The organism is Photobacterium sp. DNB22_13_2, assembly GCF_052873915.1.
Genome location: NZ_JBNNXU010000161.1, coordinates 1 through 265, shown reverse-complemented (window position 1 = coordinate 265; position 265 = coordinate 1). Strand labels below are relative to the sequence as shown.

Annotated in this window: 1 protein-coding gene; it reads right to left on the bottom strand. The window is 62.3% G+C overall.

What is annotated here, in order from left to right:
• The coding region (locus ACVA58_RS28205) for a lyase family protein (protein WP_446513541.1) at positions 1-265 on the bottom strand (265 nt) is incomplete at both ends.

Here is a 265-nt window from a genome sequence, read left to right as displayed (position 1 = left end):
ACACACGACGGCGATATGCATGGCCGTCGGGAAGGTGTCGTTGGAGGATTGGCCACGATTGACGTGGTCGTTGGGGTGGACGGGCTTCTTCGACCCGCGTTCGCCACCGGCCAACTCAATCGCACGGTTGCTGATGACCTCGTTGGTGTTCATGTTGGACTGGGTGCCCGAACCGGTCTGGAAGACCACCAGCGGGAACTCGTCATCGAGTTTTCCGGCGATGACCTCGTCGGCGGCCTGGACGATGAGGTCGGCAACGTCGCCC